This window comes from Microbacterium sp. NPDC012755, from assembly GCF_042901325.1.
In the GTDB taxonomy this organism is placed as follows: Bacteria; Actinomycetota; Actinomycetes; order Actinomycetales; family Microbacteriaceae; genus Microbacterium; species Microbacterium natoriense.
The window spans coordinates 651,103-675,166 of record NZ_JBIBCT010000001.1 but is presented as its reverse complement, the minus strand read 5'-3'; the positions used below and the strand labels follow the sequence as shown (position 1 = coordinate 675,166).

At 71.1% G+C, this 24,064-nt stretch carries 24 protein-coding genes and 1 riboswitch; of the genes, 14 read left to right on the top strand and 10 right to left on the bottom strand.

Going from position 1 to position 24,064, the window contains the following annotated elements; all coding sequences use genetic code 11:
• Positions 1–18: 18 nt before the first annotated feature.
• Positions 19–2,220 carry an ABC transporter ATP-binding protein gene (locus tag ACFY5A_RS03195; protein ID WP_387235877.1) on the top strand — a complete coding sequence of 734 codons (2,202 nt, stop codon included), beginning with the start codon at positions 19–21 and terminating at the stop codon, positions 2,218–2,220.
• A gap of 93 nt (positions 2,221–2,313) precedes the next feature.
• Here ACFY5A_RS03195 and ACFY5A_RS03190 read toward each other — a convergent pair whose 3' ends face one another.
• On the bottom strand, positions 2,314–3,864 hold the full coding sequence (locus ACFY5A_RS03190) for a D-alanyl-D-alanine carboxypeptidase (RefSeq protein WP_341941133.1): 1,551 nt from the start codon (positions 3,862–3,864) through the stop codon (positions 2,314–2,316).
• 82 nt (positions 3,865–3,946) lie between these two features.
• A riboswitch (TPP riboswitch) is annotated at positions 3,947–4,058 on the top strand.
• On the opposite strand from ACFY5A_RS03190, the gene ACFY5A_RS03185 reads away from it, so the two are divergent.
• From ACFY5A_RS03185 to ACFY5A_RS03175, 3 genes are all read left to right on the top strand, one after another.
• Positions 4,049–4,696 carry an ECF transporter S component gene (locus ACFY5A_RS03185; RefSeq protein ID WP_387231743.1) on the top strand — a complete coding sequence of 216 codons (648 nt, stop codon included), beginning with the start codon at positions 4,049–4,051 and terminating at the stop codon, positions 4,694–4,696. It overlaps the preceding riboswitch by 10 nt.
• Positions 4,693–6,153, top strand: coding sequence for an ABC transporter ATP-binding protein (locus ACFY5A_RS03180; protein ID WP_387231741.1), 1,461 nt, complete (start codon positions 4,693–4,695; stop codon positions 6,151–6,153). The genes ACFY5A_RS03185 and ACFY5A_RS03180 overlap by 4 nt, the downstream gene beginning before the upstream one ends.
• Positions 6,150–6,953, top strand: a complete 804-nt coding sequence (locus ACFY5A_RS03175) for an energy-coupling factor transporter transmembrane protein EcfT (RefSeq protein WP_105674237.1) — start codon at positions 6,150–6,152, stop codon at positions 6,951–6,953. Before ACFY5A_RS03180 ends, ACFY5A_RS03175 begins: the two co-directional genes overlap by 4 nt.
• 1 nt (position 6,954) lies before the next feature.
• Here ACFY5A_RS03175 and ACFY5A_RS03170 read toward each other — a convergent pair whose 3' ends face one another.
• Positions 6,955–7,680 carry a phosphotransferase gene (locus ACFY5A_RS03170; RefSeq protein ID WP_387231739.1) on the bottom strand — a complete coding sequence of 242 codons (726 nt, stop codon included), beginning with the start codon at positions 7,678–7,680 and terminating at the stop codon, positions 6,955–6,957.
• On the bottom strand, positions 7,677–8,048 hold the full coding sequence (locus ACFY5A_RS03165; protein WP_387231737.1) for a DUF488 domain-containing protein: 372 nt from the start codon (positions 8,046–8,048) through the stop codon (positions 7,677–7,679). Before ACFY5A_RS03165 ends, ACFY5A_RS03170 begins: the two co-directional genes overlap by 4 nt.
• Before the next feature lie 130 nt (positions 8,049–8,178).
• Here ACFY5A_RS03165 and ACFY5A_RS03160 point away from each other — a divergent pair, with 130 nt between their 5' ends.
• Positions 8,179–8,940 (top strand): SDR family NAD(P)-dependent oxidoreductase, encoded by a 762-nt coding sequence (locus ACFY5A_RS03160; protein ID WP_386950397.1) that lies wholly within the window; start codon positions 8,179–8,181, stop codon positions 8,938–8,940.
• Positions 8,941–9,036: 96 nt separating this feature from the next.
• Positions 9,037–9,867, top strand: a complete 831-nt coding sequence (locus tag ACFY5A_RS03155) for an NAD(P)-dependent oxidoreductase (protein WP_341941138.1) — start codon at positions 9,037–9,039, stop codon at positions 9,865–9,867.
• A 187-nt stretch (positions 9,868–10,054) separates the two neighbouring features.
• On the opposite strand, the gene ACFY5A_RS03150 is transcribed toward ACFY5A_RS03155, so the two are convergent.
• The 3 genes from ACFY5A_RS03150 to ACFY5A_RS03140 are packed head-to-tail and all read right to left on the bottom strand — an operon-like array spanning position 10,055 to position 12,073.
• Positions 10,055–10,804, bottom strand: a complete 750-nt coding sequence (locus ACFY5A_RS03150; protein ID WP_387231735.1) for a sulfite exporter TauE/SafE family protein — start codon at positions 10,802–10,804, stop codon at positions 10,055–10,057.
• On the bottom strand, positions 10,801–11,502 hold the full coding sequence (locus tag ACFY5A_RS03145; protein WP_223585753.1) for an ankyrin repeat domain-containing protein: 702 nt from the start codon (positions 11,500–11,502) through the stop codon (positions 10,801–10,803). Before ACFY5A_RS03145 ends, ACFY5A_RS03150 begins: the two co-directional genes overlap by 4 nt.
• 31 nt (positions 11,503–11,533) lie before the next feature.
• Positions 11,534–12,073, bottom strand: coding sequence for a ribosomal protein L7/L12 (locus ACFY5A_RS03140; protein ID WP_387231733.1), 540 nt, complete (start codon positions 12,071–12,073; stop codon positions 11,534–11,536).
• 71 nt (positions 12,074–12,144) lie between these two features.
• On the opposite strand from ACFY5A_RS03140, the gene rlmN reads away from it, so the two are divergent.
• A complete protein-coding gene (gene rlmN / locus ACFY5A_RS03135) occupies positions 12,145–13,425 on the top strand; it encodes a 23S rRNA (adenine(2503)-C(2))-methyltransferase RlmN (RefSeq protein ID WP_105674225.1) in 1,281 nt (426 codons plus the stop codon).
• Positions 13,426–13,666: 241 nt separating this feature from the next.
• Here the strand turns inward: rlmN and ACFY5A_RS03130 are convergent, their stop codons facing one another.
• Positions 13,667–14,302, bottom strand: coding sequence for an NAD(P)H-dependent oxidoreductase (locus ACFY5A_RS03130; RefSeq protein WP_387231731.1), 636 nt, complete (start codon positions 14,300–14,302; stop codon positions 13,667–13,669).
• Positions 14,303–14,357: 55 nt separating this feature from the next.
• Between ACFY5A_RS03130 and ACFY5A_RS03125 the strand changes: the two genes are divergently transcribed.
• Complete coding sequence (locus tag ACFY5A_RS03125; protein WP_387231729.1) at positions 14,358–14,936, top strand: TetR/AcrR family transcriptional regulator; 579 nt, start codon at positions 14,358–14,360, stop codon at positions 14,934–14,936.
• A gap of 33 nt (positions 14,937–14,969) precedes the next feature.
• On the opposite strand, the gene ACFY5A_RS03120 is transcribed toward ACFY5A_RS03125, so the two are convergent.
• Positions 14,970–15,881, bottom strand: a complete 912-nt coding sequence (locus tag ACFY5A_RS03120) for a LysR family transcriptional regulator (RefSeq protein WP_223585757.1) — start codon at positions 15,879–15,881, stop codon at positions 14,970–14,972.
• A gap of 52 nt (positions 15,882–15,933) precedes the next feature.
• On the opposite strand from ACFY5A_RS03120, the gene ACFY5A_RS03115 reads away from it, so the two are divergent.
• Genes ACFY5A_RS03115 through ACFY5A_RS03105 form a run of 3 tightly spaced genes read left to right on the top strand, consistent with a single transcriptional unit; the run spans position 15,934 to position 18,618 of the window.
• The gene (locus ACFY5A_RS03115; protein WP_387231727.1) at positions 15,934–16,707 is read left to right on the top strand and encodes a 3-hydroxybutyrate dehydrogenase; all 774 of its coding nucleotides are present in this window, start codon (positions 15,934–15,936) and stop codon (positions 16,705–16,707) included.
• A complete protein-coding gene (locus ACFY5A_RS03110; RefSeq protein ID WP_341941143.1) occupies positions 16,704–17,540 on the top strand; it encodes an alpha/beta hydrolase in 837 nt (278 codons plus the stop codon). Before ACFY5A_RS03115 ends, ACFY5A_RS03110 begins: the two co-directional genes overlap by 4 nt.
• A 28-nt stretch (positions 17,541–17,568) precedes the next feature.
• Entirely contained in the window at positions 17,569–18,618 is a 1,050-nt protein-coding gene (locus ACFY5A_RS03105; RefSeq protein WP_387231724.1) for an alpha/beta fold hydrolase, read from the top strand.
• 136 nt (positions 18,619–18,754) lie between these two features.
• Here the strand turns inward: ACFY5A_RS03105 and ACFY5A_RS03100 are convergent, their stop codons facing one another.
• The gene (locus tag ACFY5A_RS03100; RefSeq protein WP_387231722.1) at positions 18,755–19,237 is read right to left on the bottom strand and encodes a SixA phosphatase family protein; all 483 of its coding nucleotides are present in this window, start codon (positions 19,235–19,237) and stop codon (positions 18,755–18,757) included.
• Between the two features lie 104 nt (positions 19,238–19,341).
• On the opposite strand from ACFY5A_RS03100, the gene ACFY5A_RS03095 reads away from it, so the two are divergent.
• Complete coding sequence (locus tag ACFY5A_RS03095) at positions 19,342–21,075, top strand: DUF4407 domain-containing protein (RefSeq protein WP_341941146.1); 1,734 nt, start codon at positions 19,342–19,344, stop codon at positions 21,073–21,075.
• Positions 21,076–21,120: 45 nt separating this feature from the next.
• Here ACFY5A_RS03095 and ACFY5A_RS03090 read toward each other — a convergent pair whose 3' ends face one another.
• Positions 21,121–21,408 carry a hypothetical protein gene (locus ACFY5A_RS03090; protein WP_387231720.1) on the bottom strand — a complete coding sequence of 96 codons (288 nt, stop codon included), beginning with the start codon at positions 21,406–21,408 and terminating at the stop codon, positions 21,121–21,123.
• Between the two features lie 19 nt (positions 21,409–21,427).
• Between ACFY5A_RS03090 and ACFY5A_RS03085 the strand changes: the two genes are divergently transcribed.
• On the top strand, positions 21,428–22,906 hold the full coding sequence (locus tag ACFY5A_RS03085; RefSeq protein ID WP_387231718.1) for a PLP-dependent aminotransferase family protein: 1,479 nt from the start codon (positions 21,428–21,430) through the stop codon (positions 22,904–22,906).
• Between the two features lie 67 nt (positions 22,907–22,973).
• Positions 22,974–23,987, top strand: a complete 1,014-nt coding sequence (locus ACFY5A_RS03080) for an aldo/keto reductase family protein (protein WP_105674207.1) — start codon at positions 22,974–22,976, stop codon at positions 23,985–23,987.
• Positions 23,988–24,064: the final 77 nt, after the last annotated feature.

Here is a 24,064-nt window from a genome sequence, read left to right as displayed (position 1 = left end):
CAGAGCCGTCGGGAGCGCATGGCGGCGGCCAAGGCCGCCGCGACCGTCGAGCCCGAGCTCACCGAGGAGGAGAAGTACGAGGCCGAGCTCGCCGAGCAGGCCCGTCAGAACTCGGGGGACTGGGACAGCGTCGCGCCCGGCAAGGCCGACAACTTCGGACCGAGCTTCAAGCGGATGATCGGGCTCCTCAAGCCCTCCGCCGTCTGGTTCGTGTTCGTGTCGGTTCTCGGCGCCATCGGCGTCTTCCTCTCCGTGGCGGCCCCGAAGGTCCTCGCCGAGGCGACCAACCTCGTCTACGCGGGCTTCTTCTCCAACGAACTGGGACGCAAGACCGACACGTTCCCCGGGTTCCCCGTCGGGACACCGAAGAGCGAGGTCGTGGAGCAGCTGCGCCAGTTCGGCCAGGACGACTTCGCCAACCAGGTCGCCGCGATGCGCGACTTCAAGGTCGGCGACGGCATCGACTTCGAGGCCATGCGCTGGATCATCCTCGCGGTGCTGGCGATCTACGTGCTCGCCGCGCTCCTCAGCTGGATCCAGGGTTACGTCATCAACGTCATCATGGTGCGCACCATGTGGCGCCTGCGCGAAGACGTCGAGGCGAAGATCAACCGTCTGCCCCTGTCGTACTTCGACAAGGTGCAGCGCGGTGAGCTGATCTCGCGGGTCACCAACGACATCGACAACATCACGCAGACCATGCAGCAGTCGCTGTCCGGCGCCCTCACCTCGGTGCTCACGGTGGTCGGCGTGCTGATCATGATGTTCTCGATCTCGTGGCAGCTCGCGCTCGTCGCCCTGATCGCGCTCCCGCTGATGGGCGTCATCTTCGGCGTCATCGGCCCGCGTTCGCAGAAGGCCTTCGGCCAGCAGTGGCGCAAGGTCGGACGCCTGAACGCCCGCGTCGAGGAGGCCTTCTCCGGCCACGCGCTGGTCAAGGTCTTCGGACGCGAGCAGGATGCTCTCGACAAGTTCCAGGTCGAGAACGAGGAGCTGTTCCAGTCGGCGTTCAAGGCGCAGTTCCTCTCGGGCATCATCATGCCCGCGATGACCTTCGTCGGCAGCCTCAGCTACGCCGCCCTCGCGGTGCTGGGTGGCCTCATGGTCGCCAACGGCCAGCTGCGCCTCGGCGACGTGCAGGCGTTCATCCAGTACTCGCAGCAGTTCTCCCAGCCGCTGGCAGAGCTCGGCGGCATGGCGGCGGTCGTGCAGTCGGGAACCGCATCCGCGGAGCGCGTCTTCCAGCTGCTCGACGAAGACGAGCAGGAGCCGGATGCCGCCGACGCCCCCACGGTCGTCGACGGCAAGGGCGTCATCGAGTTCGAGAACGTCGCGTTCTCCTACTCGGAGGACCGTCCGCTCATTACCGACCTGTCGTTCCAGGTCGAGCCAGGGCAGACCGTCGCGATCGTCGGCCCGACCGGCGCGGGAAAGACCACGCTGGTCAACCTGATCATGCGGTTCTACGAGCTCAGCGGCGGACGCATCCTGCTCGACGGGCAGGACATCGCGGACATGACCCGCGACGACCTGCGCTCGCGCACCGGAATGGTGCTGCAGGATCCGTGGCTGTTCGCCGGGAGCATCCGCGAGAACATCCGCTACGGCCGCTCCACGGCGACCGACGACGAGGTGCTCGCCGCCGCGAAGGCGACATACGTCGACCGGTTCGTGCACGCTCTCCCCGAGGGCTACGACACGGTCCTCGATGAGGACGCGTCGAACGTCTCGGCCGGCGAGCGCCAGCTCATCACCATCGCCAGGGCGTTCGTCGCGCAGCCGTCGATCCTCATCCTCGATGAGGCGACGTCGGCGGTCGACACCCGCACCGAGCTGCTGCTGCAGCACGCGATGGCGGCGCTCCGAGAAGGACGCACGTCCTTCGTCATCGCGCACCGCCTGTCGACCATCCGTGACGCCGACCTCATCCTCGTGATGGAGCACGGCGACATCGTGGAGAAGGGCACGCACGACGAGCTCATTGCCGCGCAGGGCGCCTACTGGCGTCTGTACCAGTCGCAGTTCGAGCAGGCCGCGGCCGACATCGACGCCGAGGCGGCGCTCACCGGAACGACCCCCGTGGTCGTCACCGGCGACGCCGAGGCCGAGGCGGATGCCGCGCGCGTCGGCGCCTCGGTCGGCGCGCAGAGTCCGGCAGCGGAGGTCGCCTCGGCGGAGTCGCTCATCGAGCGATCGGACTCCGGCGACAACAGGGCCTGAGTTCACCGCGAAAGCCCCGCCCCGGTCACTCGGGGCGGGGCTTTCGCGTGCGACCTGGGGCCGTGCGCCCTGGGCCTGTGTGCCTGGCTCCGACTAGCGCTTGTCGGAGGTCAGACCGAAGAGCTCCAGGGGGTGGGTGAGACGCCACCAGGCACTGGGCCCCTCGAGCTTCTTCTTCAGAGTGAGCGTCGTCGTCGCCGTGTCGAGGGGGCCGGCGACGGTCAACGTGCCGACCTCGGCGCCCGCCTTGCTCTTCTCGCCCAGGTCGAACTCGGGCGTCGCCTCCGCCGCGGCGGCGTCCCACAGCACGACCTCGGCGTCGGCATCCGTCACGATCTCGGTGGACGCACCCCACAGGGTGTCCACCTCTCCGACGACGGTTCCCTTCGCCACCGCGGGGGTCTCGGCCTGCAGCGCGTCCTCGACCTGCGAGAACAGGGATCGCGTCGACGCGAGACGCATGTCGTCATCGGCCTGCGTGAGCACCGAGGCGTAGAGATGCACGGTCGTGCCGTCGACGACCACGTCCTTCGCGGTGAGCAGATTCCAGCTCTCGTGAAGGGTGCCGGTCTTGATGCCGACCACACCGGAGTCCGACAGCATCCCGTTCGTGTTCTTCACGAGTCCGGCGCCCGGCAACTCGACCGAGGGCGTGCCGACGATCCCCGCGAACACGGGGTTCTGCATCGCCCGCTCCGCCACGGCGATCAGCGCCTCGGGGGTCGCCGTGTTGCGCTCGTCGAATCCGGAGGGCGAGAGGATCGTGATGCCCTGGATGCCGCGATCTCTGAGCCAGGTCGCCGCGGCGTCGGCGAAGGCCTTGTCCGAGCCCCAGATCTCCTTCGCGAGGCGGTCGATGTAGTTGTTCGCCGAGCCGAGCAGGATGCCCTGCAGCATCTGGAACTCCGTCAGGGAACCCCCGACGGGCACGTCGAGCGCCGACTGGTCGCTGCGCTTGTACGCGAGATACGACTGACTGTCGGCCTTGGTGAACGAGAAGGACGGGCCCTGCTCGCCGACGGCGAGCGGCATCTGATCCAGCACCATGAGCACGCTGACCACCTTGGTGATGCTGGCGATGACGGCCGGATCCGGCGACGAGGCGACCGTTCCGATGCCCTGGATGCCGACCGCCGCGCTGCCCTGCGTCGGCCACGTGATGGCCGCTGCCGGAGCGGCCGTCGCCTGGAACTCCGCCGTCTTCACGGTCGGCGCGACCTCGTGCAGCGGCCACAGCAGGGTCGTGCCCGCGTAGGAGGCGGCCAGTGCGGCGAGGATGCCGATCGGCACGAGCACGCCTGGACCCGCCGCGGCGGGGCGCAGCCGGGCGCCCGTCCAGAGCGCGGCCCCTGGTTCGCGCACCTGATCGCCGTCGAGCGTCGCCGTCGGGGAGTGGTCGGCGACGGATGCCGCATCCACCCAGGTGAGCGCGGTCGCCGCTCCGCCCTCGCTCGCCCACTGAGCGGCGGGGGCCTCTGCGTCCGCGACCAGCTGCTCCAGTTCGGAGTCGTGAGCCGCGGCATCCGGGATCGCTGGGACCCGGTCGAGCTCCGCGTCGATGGCCGACGTGTCCGCGTCTGCGGCGGCGTCGATCGGGGCATCGCCCAGGGGAGCGGTGGCCTCGGCGGAGTCAGGAGCGGTCACCTGCTTACGGTACCGAACTCTCCCGTGAGAACCGCGGTGCCGCAACAGGGGAGCGCGGAGTGTCGGCACTGGGTATGATCGAGAGCACAACCACGGGAGTCCGGCGAGCCGGGCTGAGAGGGAGCGAATCGCGCTTCGACCGTCGAACCTGATCCGGATCATGCCGGCGCAGGGAGGAGTTCAGATGAGTACGTCCACGCACCGGTCCGGCACCGAAGCGGCATCCACGGCCACAGGCCTGCGCAACGCCCAGCTCTGGCGGTGGCGCGTCGTCGACATCGTCGTGGCCAGCGTCGTCGCCGTCGCCTGCGCGGCGATCTTCCTGCTCTGGAACGTCGGATACGTGACCCCGAGCGGGGCCCTCGAGGCGCTGCTCCCCGGCGTCCAGGGACTGCTCGCCGGTCCGTGGCTGATCGCCGGCGTCCTCGGCGGGCTGATCGTCCGCAAACCCGGCGCCGCGCTCTACACCGAACTGGTCGCCGCGATCATCTCGGCGCTGATCGGCAACGCGTGGGGGCCGCTGACCATCGTCTCCGGACTCGTGCAGGGCATCGGCGCCGAGCTGATCTTCCTCGTGTTCCTGTACGGCGTCTGGCGTCTGCCCGTCGCGATGCTGGCCGGCGCCGGCGCGGGGCTCGCGTGCGGCATCAACGACCGCATCCTCTGGTACCCGGGGGCGGACACGCTCTTCACCGCCGTCTACATCTCCTCGACGACCATCTCCGGTGCGGTGATCGCCGGGCTCGGCGCCTGGCTGATCGCCCGCGGACTCGCCGCCACCGGCGCCCTGAGCCGGTTCGCGGCCGGCCGCGAGGTCACCGCACGAGTGTGATCGCCCGGGTGAACCCCGCCGCGCTCGATGCGCGCGGCTGGGGATGGCGCTACGCCACCCGGCTGCGCTGGGCCGTGCGCGAGGTCGAACTGCGAATCGAGCCGGGGGAGCGGGTGCTTCTGCTCGGCGCCTCCGGCTCGGGCAAGTCCACGCTGCTGCAGGGCTTCGGTGGCGTGCTCGGCGGCGCCGACGAGGGGGAGACGCACGGAGCGCTCCTCGTCGACGGCGTTCCCGCGACGGAGAGCCGGGGCCGCGTCGGGATGGTGCTGCAGGACCCCGACACGCAGACCATGCTCGCCAGGGTCGGCGACGACATCGCCTTCGGATGCGAGAACCTCGGCGTGCCCCGCGAGGAGATCTGGCCGCGGGTGCGCGAGGCGATGGATGCCGTCGAGCTCGACGTGCCCCTCGACCGCTCGACAGCGGCACTCTCGGGAGGGCAGAAGCAGCGGCTGGCGCTGGCGGGCGTGATCGCCATGCGCCCCGGAGCGATCCTGCTCGACGAGCCGACCGCCAACCTCGACCCCGAGGGGGTGCGGGATGTGCGGGATGCGGTCGCCGCCGCCCTCGACGCGACCGGGGCGACCCTCGTCGTGATCGAGCACCGCATCGACGTGTGGCTGCCCCTGGTCGACCGGGTCATCGTGCTCGGCGCGGAGCCCGAAGGCACCGTCGTCCTGGCAGACGGGACTCCCGACGAGGTGCTCGGCGCGCGCGGCGCCGAGCTCGCCGCCTCCGGGGTCTGGGTGCCCGGTCATCCGCCGGCCGTTCCCCCTCCGCCGGCGCACGGACCGGGTGAGCTCCTGCTGCGGGCGCACGCCCTGACTGTGGCGCGCAGCCGCGGCATCCCGGTCGCCGGTCCCTTCGACCTCGACGTGCACGCGGGGGAGGCGATCGGCATCACCGGCCCCAACGGGGCGGGCAAGTCGACCTTCGGGCTCACGCTCGCGGGTCTCATCCCAGCGGAGAGCGGGCGGGTCGTCGCCTCGGCGGCGCTGTCGTCGGGGTCGGGAGACGACCCCTTCCGCTGGACGTCCCGCGCGCTGCTCACCCGCATCGCGACGGTGCTGCAGACCCCCGAGCACCAGCTCCTCGCGAAGACCGTTCGGGAGGAGCTCGCCGTCGGCCCCCGCGCTCTGCGGCTGGACGAGGCGGAGATCGCCCGACGTGCCGACGAGCTGCTGGAGCGTCTGCGGCTGACCGCGCTCGCCGAGGCGAACCCGTACACGCTGTCCGGAGGGGAGAAGCGTCGTCTCACGGTGGCCGCCGCTCTCGCCACTCGCCCGCAGATGATCGTGCTCGACGAGCCGACGTTCGGGCAGGACGCCACGACCTGGGCCGAGCTCGTCGCGATCATCGCGGGCCTGAGAGACGACGGCGCCGCGATCGTCGCGATCAGCCACGATGAGGCCGTGCTGCGCGCTCTGCACGCCCGCAGGCTCGAGGTGGGCGCATGATCGACCCGCTCACCGCCCGCATCGAGCGCCGCGGTCCCATCGCTCCGCGCTCGGCGCTCGCCAAGCTCGCCGCGGCGCTGCTCATCGCGGTTCCGCTCATCCTCTCGATCGACGTGGTGTCGGCATCCGTCGCCCTGGTCCTGGAGATCCCGCTGCTGCTGCTCGCCGGCCTCGGCGCACGCGAGTTCTGGACCCGCACCGCGGTGCTCTGGATCGCGGCGCCGCTGAGCGCGGTCACGATCGCCCTGTACGGAGCGCAGAGCGGCGAGGTGCACTTCGAGTGGCTGCTGATGAGGGTGAGCGACGGATCGCTCGCGCTCGCCGCCGCCACCGCGGTGCGCGTGCTGGCGATCGGCCTGCCCTCCGTGGTGCTCTTCGTCACGGTCGATCCCACCGACCTCGCCGACGATCTGGCGCAGCGGCTCCGGCTGCCCGCGCGCTTCGTCGTCGGAGCCCTCGCCGGAATGCGGATGCTCGGACTCCTCGCCGACGACTGGCGGGCTCTCGCGCTCGCCAGGAGGGCGCGAGGCGTCGCCGATCAGGGTCGTATCCGCCGCACCCTCGGCATGGCGTTCGCGCTGTTCGTGCTCGCGATCCGCCGCGGCTCCTCGCTCGCCACGGCGATGGAGGCCAGGGGATTCGGGGGAACGGGTCCGCGGTCGTGGGCACGGGAATCGGTGTGGACTCGACGCGACACCGCGCTCCTGCTCGCGTGTGCGGTGATCCCGCTCGTCGCGATCGCCGCCGCCGTCGCGACCGGGTCCTGGAACTTCGTCATCGGCGCGGGCGGGGCGTCGTGACTCAGGTCCTGTTCCACAGCCGCCGGTAGTAGGCGAGCCGTTCCCGGTCGGGCTCCACGCCGTACGCCTCAACGAGGGTGTCGGTCCAGCCCGGGCCGGCGTTCCACTTCGTGCTCATCGCGGCGACGGCGATGTCCGCCCACCGGTCGGCGACTCCGATCGCGGCGAGGTCGACGTGCGCGACGGGGCGGCCCGCATCGTCCAGCAGCGTGTTGGGCATGCAGGCGTCGCCGTGGCACACCACGAGCCTGTCGACCGGAGGGGGCGTCCGCAGCTTCTCCGGCACGATCACACCGCGCGCGGCGGCGCCGCTGATGCGACCTGCGACGCTCCACTCCCACGGGCACTCGTCGACGGGAAGGCTCTCGTGCAGCATCCGGAGGCCCTCGCCGACCGCGCGCACGGCCCGTTCCGGATCGTCATGCCAGCGGGGATCCACGGCGCTGCGTGCATCGAGCGCCACCGTGACGAGCCACTCGTGCTCGGCATCCTGCCCCTGCTCGATCACCTCGGGGACGGTGATCCACCGGCGTGCCCAGCGCATCCGCTCGGCCTCGTCCCGCATGCTCGCCTCGGCGTCGTGCGGTCCCCACTTGATGTAGCGGCCGTCGTCGGTGCGGAAGGTCAGCCCGCCGATGCCGTTCACCCACACCGGTTCGAGACCTGCGCCGCCCGCGAGCTCGCGGACCCGTGCGGGCACGGGGAGATCGAGGGAGGGGATGCTCACGCATCCATCCTGCCCTGCGCCCGCAGCGCCTCCTCCAGCACGACGGCGTGGTTGTGCACCGGGTCGTGCGCCGCGTACACGAGGGTGACGACCGGATGCGGGCGCAGAGCGGCGGCGAGATCGCGCAGCGCCTCCGCCGACTCGTGCGCGAGCTGCGCGCGGTACCGGTCGGCGTAGACGTCCCACTCGTCGTCGGGAGCCGCGTGCCAGTCGCGGCGGAGGTCGGGACTCGGCGCGGCGTCCTTCGCCCACAGGTCGACGGCGGCGCGCTCCTTCGAGACGCCTCGGGGCCACAGCCGATCGACGAGCACGCGGAAGCCGTCGTCGGCCGAGGCGGTGTCGTAGGCTCGCTTGCGACGCAGTTCCATGCGTCCAGCACACACCACCCACGGTCGCTTCGGCAAGGACGCCGACGACGGATGCCGTGACACTACGAGTCACGTACACTGAGACCGCGTATCACCAGCGGTTGCAACGACGTTCGAAGGAGAACTCCAGATGCAGATCACCGGACAGGGCGCGCTCATCACGGGCGGAGCCTCGGGTCTCGGCCTCGCGACGGCACGGCGTCTCGCCGCGGCCGGCGCCCACGTCACCATCGTCGACCTCGCCTCCTCGAAGGGCGCGGAGCTGGCGGAGGAGCTCGGCGGGCTGTTCGTCGCGGCCGACGTCACGAGCGCCGATGAGGTGCAGGCCGCTGTCGCCGCCGCGCAGGCCGCTGCGCCGCTGCGCATCGTCGTGAACTGCGCGGGCATCGCTCCGCCGGCCAAGGTGCTCGACCGCGAGGGTAACCCCGCCGTCCTCGCCGACTTCGAACGGGTCGTCCGCATCAACCTCGTCGGCACGTTCAACGTGCTGTCGCAGGCATCCGCGGTCATCGCGAAGAACGAGCCCACCGAGTCCGGAGACCGCGGCGTGATCATCAACACCGCGAGCGTCGCCGCGTTCGACGGCCAGATCGGCCAGCCCGCCTACTCGGCGTCGAAGGGCGGCGTCCACGCGATGACCATCCCGGTCGCCCGCGAGCTCGCCCGCTACGGCATCCGCGTCTGCACCATCGCCCCCGGGATCATGGAGACCCCCATGCTGATGGGCCTGCCGCAGGCCGCGCAGGACTCGCTCGGCCAGCAGGTGCCGTTCCCCTCGCGGCTGGGCCGCCCCGACGAGTATGCCGCCCTCGCGCAGCAGATCATCGAGAACGGCTACCTCAACGGCGAGACGATCCGCCTCGACGGCGCGATCCGGATGGCGCCGAAGTAAACACCCCCAGAAGAGCTGTGCCGGTCGCCAAACCGGTCGACGTTCCTCCGGAACCTCGACCGGGTCTGCGACCGGAATCAGGAATCGAGGAGAGACATGAGCACACTGGCAGGAAAGACCATCCTGATGTCGGGCGGCAGCCGCGGCATCGGGCTCGCCATCGCGCTGAAGGCCGCGGCGGACGGCGCGAACATCGCGATGCTCGCGAAGACCGACACCCCGCACCCGAAGCTCGAGGGCACCGTGCACACGGCGGCGGAGCAGATCCGCGCCGCGGGCGGCCAGGCGCTGCCGATCGTCGGCGACGTGCGCGACGACGACGACATCACCGAGGCGGTGCTGAAGACCCAGGGCGAGTTCGGCGGCATCGACATCGTCATCAACAACGCCAGCGTCATCGACCTGTCGCGCTCGCTCGACCTGAGCGCCAAGAAGTACGACCTCATGCAGGACGTCAACGTGCGCGGCACGTTCATGCTGTCCCGTGCGGCGGTGCCCGTCCTGAAGGACGCCGCGAACCCCCACATCCTCTCCCTCTCGCCGCCCCTGAACCCGACGCCCAAGTGGCTCGGCGCGCACACCGGCTACACGCTCGCGAAGTTCGGCATGACGATGGTCACGCTCGGACTGGCCGCGGAGTTCGCCCGCGACGGCATCGCTGCGAACACGCTGTGGCCGCGCACGACCATCGCCACCGCCGCGGTGCAGAACCTGCTCGGCGGCGACAAGGTCATGGCCGCCAGCCGCACGGCCGACATCTACGCGGATGCCGCGTACGCGGTGCTGCTCAAGCCCGCGGCCGAGTACACCGGACAGACGCTCGTGGTCGAAGACGTGCTGGAGGCGGAGGGCATCACCGACTTCTCGGGATACGCCGCGGTCCCGGGCACCCCGGACGACCGTCTCTTCCCCGACATCTTCCTCTGAGCCTCGCGCGCGAGTGCGTGCGGGCGCGGACGCGCGTTTCTGGTGCTGAGGGGTCAGGAAAGGTTGGATGCAGGCCGCTGAACTCGACCGTATGTGACCCCTCAGTGCTCGCGCGTGCGGGGCGTGCGAGTGCGCGGCGCGTGCCGGGCGTGCGGGGGCGTGCGAGGCGCGTGCTCGAGCGGGCGCGCTAGAACAGCAGGTACACGGAGCCGACGACCGTCAGGAGGATCACGAGGCGGTCGAACAGCGCCTGCGGAATGCGCCGCGCGATGCGGAGTCCGACCAGCGCGCCGACCACGACCAGCGGCGCGAGGATCAGGTCCATCAGCAGCACGGATGGCGTGAAGAGTCCGAGACCCGCGAGGAACGGCACTTTCACGAGGTTCACGATCGCGAAGAACCACGCGGAGGTGCCGAGGAACACCTGCACCTGGGTGCGCGTGGCCAGGAAGTACATCGACATCACCGGGCCGCCCGCGTTCGCGACCATCGTCGTGAAGCCGCCGAGCGCGCCGTAGGTCGATGAGAGCAGGATGCCGCTGCGCGGGGCGGCGACGGCATCCCGGCGGTCCTCCCGCCGACGGCGCCACAGCGTGATCGCGATCATGACCAGCAGGATCACTCCGACGGCCCTGCGCACGAGGCCGTCGCCGGCCAGCGCGAGGAACGCGAAGCCGACGAAGAGGCCGGCGATCACCGCGGGGGCGAGGCGCAGCAGCGTCGGCCAGTGCGCGTGCCGGCGGTAGGCGATCAGCGCGAAGACGTCGCCGACGATGAAGAGCAGCAGCATCGCCGCCGTAGAGGTGCGTGCGGGCAGCACGGCGGCGAACAGCACGACGGCCAGGGTGGAGCCGCCGGGGATCGCCGCCTTCGAGAGGCCGGTGATCACCGCGGCGAGGCCGAGCGTGGCCCAGGCCCACGCGCTGAGGTCGGTCACCGGTCGATCTCGGCGACGATCGCGTCGTAGCCGCGGGAGGCGGCGAGGTCGCGGGGGAGCACGCCGTCGCCGTCGCGGATCGACACGTCGGCGCCGCCGTCGATGAGCGCCCGCACGACTTCGGCGTAGCGCGCAGAGCCGTCGCCGAGCACGATCGCCTCGTGCAGTGCCGTCCAGTTCAGGTCGTTGACGTGGTTCGGGTCGACCCCCGCGTCGAGCAGGATCTCGACGGTGCGGAGCAGCCCGCGCTCGGACGCGGGGATGAGCGCCGTGCCGCCGAAGCGGTTGGTGCTCCCCAGGTCGGCGCCGTTCTCCAGGGTCAGCTGCAGGATCTCGTCGTGTCCGCGGGCGCCGGCGTAGAGGTAGGCCGAGTCCTGGATGTCGTCTGCGGCGTTCACGTCGGCGCCGGCGTCGATGAGCGCACGGGCGGCCTCCACGTGGTTCTTCTTGGTCGCCGCGACGAGCGCGGTCATGCCGCCGTCGCCGCGGGCCTCGATCTCGGCTCCCGCATCGAGGGCGGCCTGCACGGCGTCGGCATCCCCCTCGGAGGCGGCGGCGAGGAGGTCGTGGGTGGCGGCGGTCATGGCGGATCCTTCGGCGTGCGTCGTGGACGGCGGAGCGGATGCCGTGCACGCCGTCGCGCCGAGCAGTGTCACCGCGGCGATCGTGAACGCCTGCAGCATCCGTCCGGTTCTCATGCTTCTGGTATACCAAATGAAGCTGACGGTGTTACCGTCCGGGAGTCCACGCCTCGATCGCGTCCTTGGCCTCCTTGAGGCCGACCCCGGTGTGCTCGCGGAGAGCCTTGATCGCGGTGATCTTCGCGCCCTCGGCGAGGAGCCTGTCGATGTCCGCCGCGACCGACGCGGGCAGAGAGGCGCGGATCGACGACGGCGTGATCGAGGTGCGGGTCGCGTTCGCGTGCGAGACGGCGGCGGCGTGCGGCGCGGTGGTGCTGATCGACCAGTGGTCGATGCGGTCCTTCGCCTCCTTCAGGCCGACGCCGGTGCTCTGGCGGTAGAGCTTGATCGCCTGGATCTTCTGGTCGGACGCGACGAGCCGGTCGATGTCCGCCACGACCTGCGGAGTGAGGCCCGACGTCGGACTCATCGACGAGGTCGCGGGGGCCGTGCGCGCCGTGGTCGGCGAGGGGCGGTACACCTGCGCCTCCGGCTCCTTCGGGCGCATGCCGCGCAGGGCGGCGGCGACGATGACGATGCCCACCACGACGACGGCCGCGACGACGATGACGACGATGATGGAGTCCACGGGCTCAGTCTATGCAGGCGAGTCTCGCGGCCCCAGGGCCTTCCCACCCGCCACCGCGTACCCTTGAGTCCATGACCGATACTCCCCGCACGCGCCAGACGCGACCGGCATCCGCGTCCCCGCAGGGAGGCATCCGAGAGACGAAGGCTCCGCAGGTGCGCCCCGCGACCGAGGGCTGGACCCAGCAGAAGGATGCCGAGGGGCGTCCGCTGCTGCAGTTCGCGAGCCCCAAGCGCGGCAAGCCGCCTGTGCACCTCGCCGACCTCACGCCCGAGGAGCGCGTCGAGAAGGTCAAGGAGCTGGGGCTCCCCGGCTTCCGCGCGAAGCAGCTGGCGACCCACTACTTCCGCCACTACACCTCGGATGCCGAGCAGATGACCGACCTGCCCGCCGGTATCCGCGGCGACCTCGTCGCGGGCATGCTGCCGCCGCTGCTCACCGAGGTGCGCCGCCTGGAGACCGACCGCGGCGACACGATCAAGTTCCTGTGGCGCCTGCACGACGGCGCGCTCGTCGAGTCGGTGCTCATGCGCTACCCGGGCCGCATCACGCTGTGCGTGTCGAGCCAGGCCGGATGCGGCATGAACTGCCCGTTCTGCGCCACCGGTCAGGCCGGACTCACGCGCAACATGTCGACCGCCGAGATCATCGAGCAGATCGTGCGCGCCAACCGTCTGATCGCCGAGGGCGGCCTCGGCGGCAAGAAGGCCGACGACCACTCGATGGAGCGCGTCTCGAACATCGTCTTCATGGGCATGGGGGAGCCGCTCGCGAACTACAAGCGGGTGATGGACGCCGTGCGCATCATGGTCGCGCCGCAGCCCGACGGCCTGGGCATGAGCGCCCGCGGCATCACGGTCTCGACGGTCGGCCTCGTCCCGGCGATCAAGAAGCTCGCCGACGAGGGCATCCCTGTGACGTTCGCGCTCTCGCTGCACGCGCCCGACGACCACCTGCGCGACGAGCTCATCCCGGTGAACTCCCGCTGGAAGGTCGACGAGGCGCTCGACGCCGCGTACGAGTACTACGCCAAGACCGGTCGTCGCGTCTCGATCGAGTACGCGCTCATCAAGGACATGAACGACCACGCGTGGCGTGCCGACCTGCTCGCAGACAAGCTCAACGAGCGCGGTCGCGGCTGGGTGCACGTCAACCCGATCCCGCTGAACCCGACGCCCGGTTCGATCTGGACGTCGTCCGAGCCCTCGGTGCAGAACGAGTTCGTGCGGCGACTCAACGACGCCGGCATCCCGACGACCCTCCGCGACACCCGCGGCAAGGAGATCGACGGCGCCTGCGGTCAGCTCGTCGCGACCACGGAGGACGAGGCCGCGTCGGCCGCGATGGCCTGAGCCACGCGGCATCCCTCCCAGGTGTGCCGACTTCGCATGCAGTCGGCGAGTGCACGGGTCGTGTGCGTCAGGATGCCGTGCGATCGGCGAGTTCGCGTGAACTCGGCGCCGGCCTCGTCGACCCGCCGGTGAGAGGTTCACAACTCCTCAAGAACGGGCCGGATCCTCGCGGATCCGGCCCGTTCTGCGCTCGCACGGCGGAACCGTGAGGAGTTGTGACCCTCTGCGCGTCGTGTCGACGTCAGGATGCCGTGCTCTCGGCCAGTTCGGGTGGCGTCATCGCCGGGATCGTGCCCTGGGCCCGCGCCGCAGCGCGGGCGCCGTCGCGGCGGCCGAGGGCTGAGGCCTGCTCGAGCCAGGCGGAGATGCGGGCGGGTGTCGCGTCCTTGACCCCGAGCATCCGGTGCGTCCGCACCGAGCGGATGCCGCAGAACCGCATCGTGCCGCGGGCGACGTGGGTCTGCGCGGGGAGCCCGGTGAACGGTGCGAGGTACCACGGGGTGTCCGCGAGGAGGAACAGTCGCCCGGACGAGGCGTCGAGCAGCCCCTCCGGCAGGCCGAGCCGCGTGTAGCGGTACTCCTGCTGGGGCAGCAGCGCGCGGTCGAAGAAGCCCTTGAGGATCGCGGGGACGGACCCCCACCACAGCGGGGTGAACACCACGATCGTCTCCGCCGCGTGCAGTGCCTGCTTGGCGTCGACGAGATCGGGCTCGAGGGTCATGCGCTCCCGGTATCCGTAGCGCAGCGACGGGTCGAAGTCGAGGTCGCGCAGCGCGAGCACGCGGGCGTCTCCGTGGGCGGCGGCGTAGCGGCGGGCGAGTTCGGCCGTGAGGGATCGGGCGTCGGGGTGGCCGTCGATGACGAGTGCGGTGGACATCGCGTCTCCTATCTGGACAGTGTCAACTTGCTGGACAGTGTCAAGATACGAGAGGATGTTGCTCGTGTCAAGTTCTCGGTCGGGCTATCACCACGGCGATCTCGCTCATGCGCTGGAGAGCGCCGCGATGCAGCTGCTCGCCGAGAAGCCGGCGCAGGAGATCAGCCTCCGCGAGGTCGCCCGTGCCGCGGACGTGAGCCACAACGCGCCGTACCACCACTTCGCCGACCGGCGAGGGCTGCTGAAGGTGCTCGCCGAGCGCAGCATGGCCGAGCTCGTCGACTCCGTCCGCTCCGCCGTCGCCGGCGCTCCGGATCCGGTCGCGGCGCTGATCGCCGGGGGCTCTGCGTACCTGCGCTTCGCGGTGGAGCATCCGCACGGCTTCGACGTCGTCTACGATCCGACCGTCTGCATCCCGGGGGAGCCCAGCGCGACGATGGGCCCGCTGATCGTCGAGCTCGAACAGCTCCTCGGGGCGGCATCCATCGCCGCCGGCCTCGCGGATGCCGAAGACGTCCTCGGCATCTGGGGTCTCGTGCACGGACTCGGCACCCTCTGCGCCGCTGGTCACTTCCCCCTGGACGCGGCGCTCGCCGCCTGCGCCGCCAGCATCCGCCGCATGCTCCCCGCCTGACCGGCCCCCGGGCCCCGGGCCGCGGGAGCTGGGTCAGGCCTCGCCGACCAGCACGCCCCTCACGTCGTCGAGGCGCTCGTGCAGGGCCTCCAGGAAGGCGGCGACGGAGCGCTGCTGCAGGGCGTCGGGCCGTGTGACGAGCCAATAGGGCAGGCGCTGCTCGATCCGCTCCGGCAGCACGCGCACGAGATCGTCGTGCTGATCGGCCAGGAAGACCGGCAGCAGCCCGAACCCGGCACCGCCCCTGGTCGCATCGACGTGCACGTACACGTTGGTGCTGGCGACGGCATCCGTCATCCCGGGCACCACGCGGCGGGCGTCGTCGAGCGAGTCGACGTGCAGCATCGACTCGATGAAGTACACGAGCGGCTGACCGACGAGGTCGTCGGGGGAGGCGGGCGTCGGATGCCGGCGGAGGAAGTCCCTGCTCGCGTAGAGGCCGAGCGCGTAGTCGGCGAGGTGCACGGCCTTGGCTCTGTGTACCTGGGGTCGCCCGACCACGACCTCCAGGTCGGCGGCACCGCGCTGCTGCGAGGCCTGTCGGGTGCCCGTGACGATCTCCAGGGCGATGCCCGGATGCCGCTGCTGCAGCGCCGCCATCGCCGGGGCTGCGACGAAGCCGCTGAAGCCGTCGGTCGCCGAGAGACGGATGAGGCCCTCGATGCGATCACCGCCGCCGTCGTCGAGCCCGCCCAGCGCCTGCTCCACGGCCTCGGCCGCAGCGAGCGCGCGGGTCCCGAGCGGCGTGACCTCCCAGCTGCCGCCGTCGCGCGAGAGCACGCGGCCGCCCAGCTGCGCCTCGAGTGCGGCGATGCGGCGGGCGATCGTGGTGTGGTTGAGTCCGAGGCGTTGGCCGGCGGTGGTGAACCGCCCGCTGCGCGCGACGGCGAGGAGCACGAGGAGGTCGTCAGCGCTCAGCGGCGGTGCAGGGAAATGCGCCATCATCTGTGCAGTTTTGCACATTCGCTAACCCAGGGAACTGAACTACTCTGCACATGTGACGAAGAAGCTGGGGACCGCGCACGGCACCGATCTGGGCGGGAGGACCGCGCTCGTGACGGGGGCTGCGAGCGGGATCGGTGCCGCGTGCGCGACGGCCCTGGCGGCGGCGGGAGCCCGGGTGATCGTCGTCGACCGGGATGCCGAGGGCGCCGCAGCGGTCGCCGCGGAGATCGGGGGAGAGCCGCTCGCGCTCGACCTCGGCGACCTCGACGCACTCGCAGCGCGGTCGTTCGACGCCGACATCCTCGTCAACAACGCCGGCATCCAGACCGTCGCCCCGATCGTGGACTTCGATCCGGCGACGTTCCGCCGGATGCTCGACATCATGGTCACCGCGCCCTTCCTCCTCACCCGCGCTGTGCTCCCCGGCATGTACGAGCGCGGCTGGGGCCGCATCGTCAACATCAGCTCGGTGCACGGCATCCGAGCCTCCGCGTTCAAGTCGGCGTACGTCACGGCGAAGCATGCGCTGGAGGGGCTGTCCAAGGTCACCGCCCTCGAGGGGGCGGAGCACGGGGTGACCAGCAACTGCATCAACCCCGGCTACGTGCGCACCCCGCTCGTCGAGACGCAGATCGCCGACCAGGCCAGGGCGCACGGCATCCCCGAGTCCGAGGTCATCGAGAAGGTGATGCTCGTCGAGTCCGCGATCAAGCGCCTGCTGGAGCCCGACGAGGTCGCCGACCTCGCACTGTGGCTGTGCGGTGCGACGTCGACGTCGGTCACCGGTTCGTCGTACGTGATGGACGGCGGATGGAGCGCGCGATGAGCGGACTCGCGACCACGTCGTACGGGCGCACGACCGACGAGCGGGCGATGCTGGCCGTGCACGGCATCACCGCGAACGGCCGCTCCTGGGGAGCCGTCGCGGCGCACCTCGACGAGCACACCCTCCTCGCTCCCGACCTGCGAGGGCGCGGACGCAGCAACCGACTGCCAGGGCCCTACGGCCTCCGCCGGCACGCCGAGGACCTCGCCGACCTGCTCGACGCCGACGGCGGCGAGCAGCGGATCGTCCTCGGGCATTCCATGGGGGCGTTCGTCGTCGTGATGCTCGCCGCGCAGCGCCCCGACCTCGTCGAGCGGCTCGTGCTGGTCGACGGAGGGTTCCCGCTCGCGCTCCCGTCCGGTGCGGAGAGCGCCGACGACCTCGACATCGCCGCGCTCCTCGGTCCTGCCGCGCGACGGCTGGAGATGGACTTCGCCGATGCCGACGCCTACCTCGGGTTCTGGCGACAGCATCCGGCCTTCTCGCGCGACTGGTCCGACATCGTGGAGGACTACGCGCGCTACGACCTCGACGGCACCCGTGCATCGACCGTGGCCGCGGCCATGATCGAGGACGGCGCGGAGCTCTACGGACCCACGTGGTACGTCGAGGCGCTCCGATCGCTGCGGATGCCGGTCACGGTGCTGCGGGCTCCGCGCGGTCTGACCGATGCCGAACCGCTGTACGCCCCCGGCGCTCTCGAGGGCTTCCATTCTCTCGTGCCCCAGCTGGAGGTCGTCGAGATCGACGACGTGAACCACTACACGATCCTGTTCGCCGACCGCGGGGCCTCCCGCGTCGCGGCATCCGCCCTGGCCACGCGATCCGCCTGAGCCGAAGACCACCGACGAAGGAGTCGACATGAGCACTGCATTCGAGGGCATCACGGCCCACCGCGTCAAGACCCCGCGCTACGTCGCGAACGTTCTCGAGCGGCCGGGCGAGGGGCCGGCGGTCGTCTTCGTGCACGGCAACGTGTCGTCGGCCGCGTTCTACCAGCCGACCATGCTCGCCCTCCCCGACGGGGTGCGCGCCCTGGCGATCGACCTGCGCGGGTTCGGCGACAGCGAGACGAAGCCGGTCGATGCGACCCGTGGGCTGCGGGACTTCTCCGACGACGTGCTCTCGGTGCTCGACGCCCTCGGGCTCGACGCCGTGCATCTCGTCGGCTGGAGCATGGGCGGCGGCGTCGTGATGCAGGTCGCGCTGGACGCCCCTGAGCGCGTGCTGTCGCTCACCCTGGAGGCTCCGGTGTCGCCCTACGGCTTCGGAGGCACGCACGGTCGTGACGGCATCCGCAACGACGCCGACGGCGCCGGCACCGGCGGCGGGGGCGCCAACCCCGACTTCGTGGCCCGGCTGGAGGCGGGCGATACGAGCGCAGACGAGCAGACCTCGCCGCGCACGGTCTACCGCACCGCGTACGTCGCGAAGCCCGAGCTGCAGGAGGCCCACGAAGACGCCTGGGTCGCCTCGATGCTCACCACGAGGACGGGCGTCGACAACTACCCCGGAGATGCCGCGGCATCCGAGAACTGGCCCGGCTTCGCCGCCGGCACCCGCGGCGTGCTCAACACGATGGCGCCGCAGCACTTCGACGCGTCGGGCATCGTCGACCTCGCGGTGAAGCCGCCGATCCTGTGGATCCACGGCGACAAGGACGCGATCGTCTCGGACGCCTCGTTCTTCGACCTCAACCAGCTCGGCCTGCTCGGGGTGATCCCGGGTTGGCCCGGCGTCGACATCGCCCCGCCGCAGCCCATGATCACGCAGACCAGGGCCGTGCTCGACCGGTACGCGAGTGCGGGCGGCGTCTACCGCGAGGTGGCGCTGGCGGATGCCGGTCACGCCCCGCATCTCGACGAGCCCGAGGTCTTCGTCGCGGAGCTCGTGCACCACATCGGCGCGTGACGGGCGCGGGCGTTCTTGCGCGTCGACTTCCCGTGATGTCGACGAGTGCACGGCCTGTGGTCGTGAACGTCCCGTGCGTTCGGCGGGATCCCGTGCACTCGCGGGGCGTCGTGGCGCGGGACGCGGGACGGCGGGGCTAGTCGCCGTCGCGGGGGGTGCGCAGGCGCAGCAGGCGACCGGAGCCCTCGACGAGCTCGGCCCACGTGTCGACGTCGACGGCGCACTCCGCGATGGCGCACGTCGGAAGCTCCGCCCCGTCGCCCGTGAGCTCCGCGACCGCGTCGCTCATGCCGGGGTTGTGCCCGACGAGCATCGCGACGCTGCTCTCCTCGGGCAGCGCTGACGCGATCGCGAGGATCGAGCGGACGGATGCCGCGTACAGCAGCGGCTCCTCGATGATGCCGAGTTCGAAGGCCGCGGCGTACTCGGCGGCGGTGCTCCGTGCGCGCACGGCGCTGCTCGACACGACGCGGTCGAGCAGGATGCCCTCGTCGACCAGCCGCCGCGCCATGACGGGCGCGTCGCGGCGACCGCGGGAGTTCAGCGGACGATCGTGGTCGGACAGACCGGGAACGCCCCAGTCGGACTTCGCGTGGCGGGCGAGCAGCAGCGTCTTCACGCGTCCAGCCTGGCACCGTCGCGGCCCTGGCGCACTCCCAACCTGAGAGCGCCTCGCAGGTATCGTCCGGGCGATGCACAGGCGGAGTTTCCTACCCTCGAAGGATGGCTTACTCTGCGCATCGCCCCGGGCAGATGGACTCCCAGGGGCGGATCTCGTTCGAGTCCGACGCCCCAGGGGGCTCGGTCACCGACGAGGACCTCGACTTCCTCCGGGCGTTCGAGCCGTCCGGCGGCGGTGCGTCGAGCGACGCCGCAGACACGGCGACGAACCCGACGGCCGTCATCGATCCGGCAGACGCGGAGCCTGAGCGCGACCCGGATGCCGCGGCATCCGCTCCTCGGGAGAAGACGCCGAGGGCCCCGCGGCCGAAGCGGGAGAAGAAGCCGCGCGTGCCCGGATCGCGCATGCGCACGCTCGCGATCCTCGGCGGCGCCGAGGGGGAGATCCTCGACCGGGTGCCCGGTGAGACCCCGCGGTTCGTGCAGATGTTCTTCGTGCTCGCCGGCACCGCCCTGGTCTCGGCGATCTCGATGCTCTTCGCGCTGACCACGGGTGTGCAGGCGGCGATCTGGCTGGCCGTGCCGCTCGCGATCGTCTGGGCGCTCATCATCTTCAACCTCGACCGCTTCCTCACCTCGACCATGGCGTCGACGAAGAACGTCTGGCGGCTCATCGGTCTGGCGATCCCGCGAGTGATCATGGCGGCGATCATCGGCTTCGTCGTCGCCGAGCCGCTCGTGCTGCAGATCTTCCACAACGACATCGCCCGCGAGGTCGCGTCGACCAACATCACCCAGGCGCAGTCCGATCAGGACGCCCTGGAGTCCGGGCCTGAGAAGAAGGCGCTCGACGCGGCATCCGACCGCCTCGCCGAGCTGCAGAACCAGGCCGCGACGGGCATCGTCGCCGGCACCGATTCCGCGTCGGCGAGCGAGGCCGCCGCGCAGGCGACCGTCGACGACCTCACCGCCAAGATGACCGCGCAGCAGGCCGTGATCGATCAGGCGCGCGTGCTGTACCAGTGCGAGCTCACGGGCGAGGGCGCCGGCACCGTGCCCGGCTGCACGGGCGTGAACGGGGAGGGCGCGAGCTCGGATGCCGCGAAGGCCCAGCTCGCCGAGGCCCAGCAGACCTACGACGCGCTCGCCGCGCAGCTGCGCACGGCGAACGACGACCTCGCGACCGCGGGCACGTCGGCCAAGGAGAACACCGCGTCCTCCGAGAAGCAGAACCGCGAGGAGGCCGAGTCGCAGCTCCCCGCCGCGCAGAAGAGCTACGACGCCGCGCTCGCCGCCTACAACACGCGGGCGGATGCCGTGGCCCAGGGCAACGCGGGCGCCATCGGCCTACTGAGCCAGATCAGCGGACTGAACCGGCTCAGCGAGAAGGAGCCGACGATCCTGTGGGCGCACTGGCTGATCGCGGCGCTGTTCTTCATGATCGAGCTGCTGCCCGTGCTGGTGAAGGTGCTCACGAGCTACGGCGACCCGACCCTGTACGAGAAGGCCGCGGCGATCCGCAAGCAGGTCGCGCTCGACAAGGTGACGGCTGAGGGCTTCCGCGACCGTGCGGACATCGTGGCCGTGCAGTCCGCGGAGATCGCGACGAGGGCGGATGCCGAGTCCGCTCAGCAGCCGCTGACGCGGGCGGAGCAGCGCCGGGCCGCGCAGGCCGAATCCGAAGGCGCGCGTGCGGCCGAGGCGGCTGCGGAGGCGGTGACCGCGCCGGTGGTGGCGCGCGGGGCTGCGACCGCGCCGGTGGTCGAGTCTGAGACTGCCGTGGCGGGCGATCCGGAAGCCGATCCTGCCGCAGAGGCTGCAGCTCGCGTCGGGTGATCTGTTCCCGCGTCGGGTGATCGGTCTGGCGCGGCGGCGTACCGCCTAGGCGACGAGCGACAGCTCCATCGGCGACGGCAGCAGGAGCTGGGTGACCGTGACGGAGCCGCGCGTGCGTGCGGCGGCGGAGATCGAGCGGATCAGGGCGACGGTGGACGGCACTCCCGACCAGGGTTCCGCGGTGAGGGCGCGCTCGATCAGGGAGAGCGGATGCTGCAGACCGGGGTCGTGCTGGCGGGAGTCGTCGGCGAGCCAATCGACGAGCTCGGCGATGGTCCAATCAGGGCTGATTGGCGCAAGATCCGAGGATGCGGTGGTCAATGGTGTGCTCATTGGTCCAGAATCGGGGCTCATGAGCATCGACGGCAGGGCCAATGATCGTCCGGTGGACCACCGATCGGCAGATGGACCCCTCGTGCACGCCGGCGACGTCTCCGCCGAGCGCCTGGCAGCGCGGTTGGGGCGCTGGACGCACGGCGAGGGCACTCTCGCCGCACGGCTGTCGCAGGCCGTCGCCGCGCTGATCCACGGCGGTGAGCTGCGGCCGGGCGACCGCCTCCCCGCCGAGCGCGCTCTCGCCGCCACGACGTCCGTGTCGAGGGGCACGGTCGTGGCGGCCTACGCGGATCTCGCCGAGGGCGGTCTCGTCGAGCGCCGGCAGGGCAGCGGCACGCGGGTCGCGGGCGCCGCGGCATCCGCTGTCCCTCCGCACCGACCGGGGCGCGGTGAAGCGCTGTTCTCGGCGCTGCCCAACGCGATCGACCTGCTGCGCACGGTGCCGCAGATCCCGGAGCTCGCCGTGCAGCTCATCACCGAGCACACGCCGCGGCTCGAGCTCGCCCTGCTGCCGGAGACAGATCCGGCGGGGCTGGCCGTGCTGCGCGAGCAGATCGCCGACCTGTTCCGCGCGGAGGGGACACCGACGACGCCGGAGCAGATCCTCGTCACGCACGGGGCGCAGCAGGCCATCAGCCTCGTCGTCAACGCGCTCGTCGGACCGGGCGACGTCGTGCTCGCGGAGGAGATCACCTGGCCGGGCGTCACCGACTCCGTCGGGCTGCGCGGCGGGACGGTGCACGGCATCCCGATGACCGCCGACGGTCTCGACGTCGACGCGCTCGAGGTGGCGATGGCGCGGCTGCGTCCCGCGCTCCTGGCGGTCAACCCGCACCATCAGAACCCCACGGGCACCCGGCTGCCGCAGGCCGCCAGACACCGCGTCGCCGAGCTCGCCGCCCAGTACGGTGTGCCCGTGATCGAGGATCGCGTGGTCGCCGGGATCTCCTTCGACGGCGTCGTGCCGCCCTCGCTGGCCGCCGAGCGTCCGGACGCCCCGGTGATCGTCGTGGAGTCGGTGTCGAAGTGGGCGTGGGCGGGTCTGCGCATCGGATGGCTGCGGGCCGACCCCGTGCTCGTGCGGCGGCTGCGGGGCGCCAGGCAGCTCGCCGACCAGTCGACGAGCGTGCCGGCGCAGCTGCTCGCGATGGACCTGCTCGCCCATGCCGACGAGCTGAAGCGGCAGAACAGCAGGATCCACCAGGAGCGCCTCCGGCTGCTGCAAGACCTCATGGCGACCCAGTTGCCTGACTGGTCGGCCGCACCGCCCAGGGGAGGCCTCTCGCTGTGGGCGCGGCTGCCGGTCGGCTCGGCGGCGGCGCTCGCGAGGGTCGCGGCCACGCACGGCGTCTCCGTCGCGGGAAGCGCGGAGTTCGCGGCATCCGTCTCCCCTGACGATCACATCCGCATCCCCTTCACGGCGCCGGAGGAGGTGCTCGCCGAGGGCATCGCGCGGCTCGGGGCGGCGTGGCGGGAGTACCGCGCGACGCTGTGAGCCGAGCGCGGCGGGGAGCATCGTCGCGACCCGCCCTCGTGTCCCCGGTGGCCGGTAGCGTGGAGACATGGTCAACTATCGCTATCTCGGCAACAGCGGTCTCAAGGTCTCTGAGATCACCTACGGCAACTGGGTCACGCACGCTTCGCAGGTGGGCGACGACGCCGCGGTCAAGACCGTGCACGCCGCTCTGGATGCCGGCATCACCACGTTCGACACCGCAGACACGTACGCCAACACCGCCGCGGAGGTCGTGCTCGGCGACGCGCTCAAGGGCCAGCGTCGCGAGGGCCTGGAGATCTTCACGAAGGTCTACTTCCCGACCGGCCCCAAGGGTCCCAACGACACCGGACTCTCGCGCAAGCACATCATGGAGTCGATCAACGGCTCGCTGAAGCGACTCGGCACCGACTACGTCGACCTGTACCAGGCGCACCGCTACGACCACGAGACGCCCCTGGAAGAAACGTTCCAGGCCTTCGCCGACGTCGTCCGACAGGGCAAGGCGCTCTACATCGGCGTCTCGGAGTGGACGGCAGAGCAGCTGCGCGAGGGCCACGCGCTCGCGAAGCAGCTGGGCGTGCAGCTCATCTCGAACCAGCCGCAGTACTCGATGCTGTGGCGCGTCATCGAGGGCAAGGTCGTGCCGGCGTCCGAAGAGCTCGGCATCTCGCAGATCGTCTGGTCGCCGATGGCGCAGGGCGTGCTCAGCGGCAAGTACCTCCCCGGTCAGCCGGTGCCCGAGGGCTCGCGCGCGACCGACCCGCACAGCGGCGCGCACTTCATCAAGGACCTGCTCCGCGACGACATCCTCGAGGGCGTGCAGCGGCTGAAGCCGATCGCCGCCGAGGCCGGCCTCACGATGCCGCAGCTCGCGATCGCCTGGGTGCTGCAGAACCCGAACATCGCCGCGGCGCTGGTCGGAGCATCCCGCCCGGAGCAGCTCGCCGACACCGTCAAGGCCTCTGGCGTGAAGCTCGACGCCGACACCATGGCCGCGATCGACGTCGCCCTCGGTGACGTCGTGAACCGGGATGCCGAAGACACGTACACCGTGTCGCCGAAGACCCGCCTGGTCTGAGGGCGCGTCCGGCGCGGGGCGCTTCGTCTCTGCGTTTCGTCTCGCTGCGCTCGCTCAACGACCGGGACGTATGTCTC

Excerpts from the sequence above, each read along its gene's own strand:
- ACFY5A_RS03195 (WP_387235877.1), top strand. The coding sequence starts at position 19 with ATGGCGGCGGCCAAGGCCGCCGCGACCGTCGAGCCCGAGCTCACCGAG.
- ACFY5A_RS03185 (WP_387231743.1), top strand. The coding sequence starts at position 4,049 with ATGAGTACGTCCACGCACCGGTCCGGCACCGAAGCGGCATCCACGGCC.
- ACFY5A_RS03175 (WP_105674237.1), top strand. The coding sequence starts at position 6,150 with ATGATCGACCCGCTCACCGCCCGCATCGAGCGCCGCGGTCCCATCGCT.
- ACFY5A_RS03165 (WP_387231737.1), bottom strand. The coding sequence starts at position 8,048 with ATGGAACTGCGTCGCAAGCGAGCCTACGACACCGCCTCGGCCGACGAC.
- ACFY5A_RS03160 (WP_386950397.1), top strand. The coding sequence starts at position 8,179 with ATGCAGATCACCGGACAGGGCGCGCTCATCACGGGCGGAGCCTCGGGT.
- ACFY5A_RS03155 (WP_341941138.1), top strand. The coding sequence starts at position 9,037 with ATGAGCACACTGGCAGGAAAGACCATCCTGATGTCGGGCGGCAGCCGC.
- ACFY5A_RS03145 (WP_223585753.1), bottom strand. The coding sequence starts at position 11,502 with ATGAGAACCGGACGGATGCTGCAGGCGTTCACGATCGCCGCGGTGACA.
- rlmN (WP_105674225.1), top strand. The coding sequence starts at position 12,145 with ATGACCGATACTCCCCGCACGCGCCAGACGCGACCGGCATCCGCGTCC.
- ACFY5A_RS03130 (WP_387231731.1), bottom strand. The coding sequence starts at position 14,302 with ATGTCCACCGCACTCGTCATCGACGGCCACCCCGACGCCCGATCCCTC.
- ACFY5A_RS03125 (WP_387231729.1), top strand. The coding sequence starts at position 14,358 with ATGTTGCTCGTGTCAAGTTCTCGGTCGGGCTATCACCACGGCGATCTC.
- ACFY5A_RS03120 (WP_223585757.1), bottom strand. The coding sequence starts at position 15,881 with ATGATGGCGCATTTCCCTGCACCGCCGCTGAGCGCTGACGACCTCCTC.
- ACFY5A_RS03110 (WP_341941143.1), top strand. The coding sequence starts at position 16,704 with ATGAGCGGACTCGCGACCACGTCGTACGGGCGCACGACCGACGAGCGG.
- ACFY5A_RS03105 (WP_387231724.1), top strand. The coding sequence starts at position 17,569 with ATGAGCACTGCATTCGAGGGCATCACGGCCCACCGCGTCAAGACCCCG.
- ACFY5A_RS03095 (WP_341941146.1), top strand. The coding sequence starts at position 19,342 with ATGGCTTACTCTGCGCATCGCCCCGGGCAGATGGACTCCCAGGGGCGG.
- ACFY5A_RS03090 (WP_387231720.1), bottom strand. The coding sequence starts at position 21,408 with ATGAGCACACCATTGACCACCGCATCCTCGGATCTTGCGCCAATCAGC.
- ACFY5A_RS03085 (WP_387231718.1), top strand. The coding sequence starts at position 21,428 with ATGAGCATCGACGGCAGGGCCAATGATCGTCCGGTGGACCACCGATCG.
- ACFY5A_RS03080 (WP_105674207.1), top strand. The coding sequence starts at position 22,974 with ATGGTCAACTATCGCTATCTCGGCAACAGCGGTCTCAAGGTCTCTGAG.